The organism is Vibrio sp. 10N.222.46.A1 (assembly GCF_041473595.1).
Taxonomy (GTDB): domain Bacteria; phylum Pseudomonadota; class Gammaproteobacteria; order Enterobacterales; family Vibrionaceae; genus Vibrio; species Vibrio tasmaniensis_A.
The window spans coordinates 1-5,087 of record NZ_JBFRSN010000816.1; the positions used below are offsets into that span (position 1 = coordinate 1).

At 43.4% G+C, this 5,087-nt stretch carries 4 protein-coding genes; all 4 read left to right on the forward strand.

Going from position 1 to position 5,087, the window contains the following annotated elements; genetic code table 11:
• Positions 1-2,138, forward strand: a 2,138-nt coding sequence (locus AB4496_RS20480; RefSeq protein ID WP_372131804.1) for a DNA internalization-related competence protein ComEC/Rec2, incomplete at its 5' end; no start/stop codon positions are given.
• Between the two features lie 31 nt (positions 2,139-2,169).
• Positions 2,170-3,918: a lipid A ABC transporter ATP-binding protein/permease MsbA gene (gene msbA / locus AB4496_RS20485; RefSeq protein ID WP_009847143.1), complete on the forward strand. Its 1,749-nt coding sequence runs from the start codon at positions 2,170-2,172 to the stop codon at positions 3,916-3,918.
• A gap of 14 nt (positions 3,919-3,932) precedes the next feature.
• Complete coding sequence (lpxK, locus tag AB4496_RS20490) at positions 3,933-4,940, forward strand: tetraacyldisaccharide 4'-kinase (protein ID WP_009847142.1); 1,008 nt, start codon at positions 3,933-3,935, stop codon at positions 4,938-4,940.
• A partial coding sequence (locus tag AB4496_RS20495) for a Trm112 family protein (protein WP_372131806.1) occupies positions 4,921-5,087 on the forward strand: 167 nt, incomplete at its 3' end. The genes lpxK and AB4496_RS20495, both read left to right, overlap by 20 nt.

Consider the following 5,087-nt stretch of genomic DNA (forward strand, 5'->3'; position numbering starts at 1 on the left):
TTGAAATACAAACGAGTCGCTTATTTCAATCAGGGCAGAATACTACCATAAATGCTTCGGTTGTTAGCCTTTTTAGTGAAAATAGCCACGGTTTTGAAAGCGTAATAGTAGCTAGATCAATTGGCGGCGAAAAATTAATCTTTCCTCAATTAATAAAATTACGTTTGTTTACTCCTTTTAAGTTAACACTCGGAGATGATGTCAATTTATCTGTGTATATAAAGCCTGTATGGGGCAAACTCAATGAAGCAGGCTTTGATTTAGAAAAGTATCTGTTTAGCGCAGGTGTGGTTGCCAATGCAATTTACAGATCTAATACAAAGTATCGCATTCATACCAATAGCAACTTACGGTCCTATTGGTTTGAAAACAGTCTTGAAAGGTTAAGTCAACTGGCAAATCAAGACCTCATTATGGCTTTGAGTTTTGGTTATCGAGACCTTATTCACTCTCAGCGTTGGGACTTACTTAAAAGCAGTGGTTTGATTCACTTGATGGCTATTTCGGGGCTGCATATTGGGATTGCCTTTGGTATCGGCTATCAAGTAGGAAAGGTATTCAGGTTACTATCATCTTCACTTCTTTGGTTGCCCACAATATTCGGAGTCGGCTTAGCCTATTTCTACAGTTGGTTTGCTGGGTTCACGCTGCCCACCTTGAGAGCTTTGGTGATGTGTATTATCGCCAGCTATTTCTTGTGGCGTGGGCAAAATATCAGTTTGTTTCGGTATGTCGCCTTAAGTCTGTGCGTGGTTCTGCTAATTTGGCCATTTTCAGCATTATCGAGTAGCTTCTGGTTGTCTTTTGGTGCGTTAGGTGCCGTTCTTTACATTGCGTTAAATAGTCAGTCATCCGATTCAAACTCAACATTTATCGACCGAGCACTGCAGCTCTTCAAGATTCAGTTAATGCTGACATTCCTGATTGCTCCCTTTTCGATGCTGTTCTTTAATGGGGTCAGCTTAGTCTCTGTTTTCTACAACTTGCTCCTTTTACCTTGGGTGTCGATGGTGGTTATTCCACTATTGTTCCTGGCAATGTTCTTTAGCTTAATATTGGCGCCAGTATCAGGTGGCGTTGGCTTAACTACATTCAACAATGGTTTGTCTGAACAATTATGGATGTTGGTCGACTTATCGCTTGAGCCTCTCGTATTTAGTCTTCCTTTCTCTGAACGATTTTGGTTTCAAGTGGATAATCACACGATTGAGTTGTCTGTATTCCTCATCTTGTTTTTCGGTTTTGTCAGTCGATATTTCAAGCGAGCACTATCTATATTGATTATTACCGTGTTTGTACTGTGGTGGGAGTTCGGCAAGCCTCAACAAGACAAACTAACTATCGATATCTTGGATGTTGGTCACGGGTTGTCTTTGCTCTTAGAAAAGAACAATCAGATTGTTATTTACGATCTTGGTAACGCATGGCCAGGAGGTTCCATTGTCGAATCCTTACTTATTCCTACTTTGAATCAGAGGGGAATTCATGAGTTGGAGGGTATAATAGTGAGTCATTTCGATTCTGACCACGCTGGTGGCTATCCGTCGTTACTTGAAAATTACAACCCTAAGTGGGTAAGAGCCAGTCAGAATATCAGTCAACAAGGACAATCTACGATTCAAGAATCGTCAAATATTCAAGCATGTATTTTAGGAGAAGTATGGACTTGGCAAGGGGTTGCTTTTGAGGTCTTGTGGCCTCCCAAACAAGTGAAGAGGGCGTATAACCCACATTCGTGCGTGGTCAGGCTTTTTGACCCCGCTCTAGAGTTCTCGATGTTACTTACTGGTGATATTGAATTGGTCAGTGAGTGGTTACTTGCACGCGAAGGCGAACGGCTTCGAAGTGACGTAATGCTTGTTCCTCATCATGGTAGCAATACGTCTTCGATCGCCAGTTTTATTGAGGCCGTTTCACCTCAGTTAGCGATCGCTTCTTTGGGCAAAGGCAATCAATGGGGGATGCCGAGTGAATCCGTTATTGAACGTTATCACGACGCAGGGAGTGCTTGGCTTGATACTGGAGAAAGCGGCCAAATAACCATCAGTATTGGTCAAGAAGGTTGGCAATATCATGAGATTAGAGAACAACAAGGCAGACAGTGGTATAGGCAGATGCTTCGTAAGGGAGTAGAATAGGAAGATTATTGTGAGAAAATTAAGCGATTCTATGTCAACACAAACAGATGAAACTACCTGGGTCACATTTAAAAGACTTTGGACTTATATTCGACTATATAAGGCCGGCCTTGGTGTTGCGGTTATTGCGCTTATTATAAATGCTGTCACTGATACCTACATGATTTCCTTACTAAAGCCGTTACTTGATGAAGGCTTTGGTAATGCAGAATCTGACTTTTTACGTACGCTCCCTCTCATTATCTTTGTCATGATGTTCGTTCGTGGCATCAGTGGCTTTGTTTCAACTTATTGTTTGAGCTGGGTTTCAGGCAATGTGGTCATGGAAATTCGACGTAAAATATTCAGCCATTTTATGCATATGCCAGTTTCTTTTTTTGATAAAGAACAGACTGGTGCGCTGCTATCTCGAATTACTTACGATTCAGAGCAAGTCTCTGCGGCAACCAGTAAAGCATTAGTCAGTATTGTCCGTGAAGGTGCAAGTATTATTGGCCTGTTGACGCTGATGTTCTGGAATAGTTGGCAGTTGTCTTTGGTGTTGTTCGCTGTCGCCCCTCTTGTCGCGTGGGCAATCAGTATCGTATCGAAGCGATTCAGAAAGATCTCTAAGAACATGCAAACCAGTATGGGTCACGTCGCCTCTTCTGCAGAACAAATGCTGAAAGGACATAAAGTCGTTCTAACGTATGGCGGACAAGATCTAGAAAAACACCGCTTTGACCAAGTTAGTAACCAAATGCGCCAACAAAGCATGAAGCTAATCACTGCTCAAGCGGCCGCTAACCCAATTATTCAGATGATTGCATCACTTGCAATCGTAGTTGTTCTATTTCTTGCTAGTGTTGATTCAATTAAAGCAGAGCTTACTCCTGGTACGTTCACTGTTGTGTTCTCGGCGATGTTTGGTTTACTACGCCCACTAAAAGCTCTGACTAACGTAACGTCTGAATTCCAACGTGGTATGGCAGCGAGTACGACCCTATTTGGTTTGATGGATCTAGATACGGAACAAAATAAAGGTACGTTGAAGCCTGAAACCGTAGCGGGTGAAGTTGAAGTAAAAGATGTGACATTTACTTACCAAGGAGCAGAGAAAGCAGCGCTTGATAAGGTCAGTTTTAATATACCGAAAGGCAAGACAGTCGCACTTGTCGGCCGTTCAGGTTCGGGTAAGAGTACCATTGCGAACCTGTTTACTCGCTTTTATGACGTAGACTCTGGCTCTATTGAGCTTGATGGTCACGACATTCGTGATTATGAATTAAGAAATCTACGTGAGCACTTCGCTCTTGTTTCCCAGAATGTGCACCTATTTAACGATACGGTTGCGAACAACATCGCTTACGCAGCTGAAGAACAGTATTCACGTGAACAGATCGAACACGCGGCTAAACTTGCGCATGCAAGCGAGTTTATCGAAGGCATGGAAAATGGCATCGATACGGTTGTTGGCGAAAATGGCGCGAGCCTGTCTGGCGGTCAAAGACAGCGTATCGCGATTGCACGTGCTCTATTGAGAGATGCACCTGTTCTGATCCTTGATGAGGCGACATCTGCATTGGATACCGAGTCAGAAAGAGCGATTCAATCTGCGTTAGAAGAGCTGCAGAAAGACAAAACAGTACTTGTTATCGCACACCGACTTTCTACTATCGAGCAAGCTGATGAGATTCTAGTGGTTGATGATGGGCATATTGTAGAAAGAGGTGCACATGCCGAGCTCATCGCCCTTGATGGCGCTTATGCACAACTACACCGAATTCAGTTCAGCGGATAAGATTAGGTCTTGTTGTGATCGAAAAAATTTGGTTTAACAATCACCCATTAAAATACTTTCTCTGGCCGCTATTGTGGCCATTGAGTCAGCTGTTCAAAATGATCAGCGGTCAACGTCGTGATGCTTATCTATCGGGGAAAAAAGAGACCTATCGCCCGCTTTTACCCGTGATTGTTGTTGGTAATATCACCGCTGGCGGCAATGGCAAAACACCGGTTGTGATTTGGTTGGTAGAGATGCTTCAGGCTCACGGTTTTAAGCCAGGTGTTGTTTCTCGAGGTTATGGGGCGAAAGCACCAAACTATCCGTTAGTGTTGGATGAAAACACGCCAGCAGAGCACTCTGGTGATGAGCCTCGTTTGATTCGTAAGCGAACTGGTGCGCCTGTAGCGGTTGACCCTGTGCGCGCAAACGCAGTAAAGGCTTTGCTGAGCGAAGGGGTTAATGTCATCATCACTGACGACGGCCTTCAGCATTATGCACTTGAACGCGATATTGAATTTGCTGTTATCGACGGTGCGAGACGCTTTGGTAGTGAGTGCCTAATTCCTTTGGGCCCATTAAGAGAGCCTATATCTCGTTTAGATGACGTAGACTTTTTGGTTAATAATGGCGGTAAAGCGCACGGGCGAGAGTTCTCGATGTCTTTGCTTCCAAGCCAAGCGGTTAACCTGAAGACGGGTCAGAAAAGGTCTGTGGCAGAATTACAGAAGCTGGTGGCTTTTGCTGGTATCGGTCACCCACCACGCTTTTTCAAAACATTGGAAAACCTTGATGGTGACGTGGTTTACACGCAGGGCTTCGCTGACCATCAAGATTTTGATAAAGATGAACTTCATGCCTTGGCAAAAAAAGGTATGAATATGATTATGACAGAAAAAGACGCTGTAAAATGCGAAGAATATGCGCAAGATAACTGGTGGTATCTTCCAGTTTCTGCGCAGTTTGATGAAGATTCGCAACAGCAAATTTTAAAAAGAATAAAAGAGGTTATGGAATACTATGGATCACCGTCTACTTGAGATCGTTGCTTGCCCTGTATGTAAAGGTAAACTAACTTTTGACAAGGATAAGCAAGAGCTTGTTTGTAAAATTGATCGCCTTGCTTACCCAATTAAAGAGGGTATTCCTGTTCTTTTGGAACCTGAAGCTCGCACCGTTTCAATGGA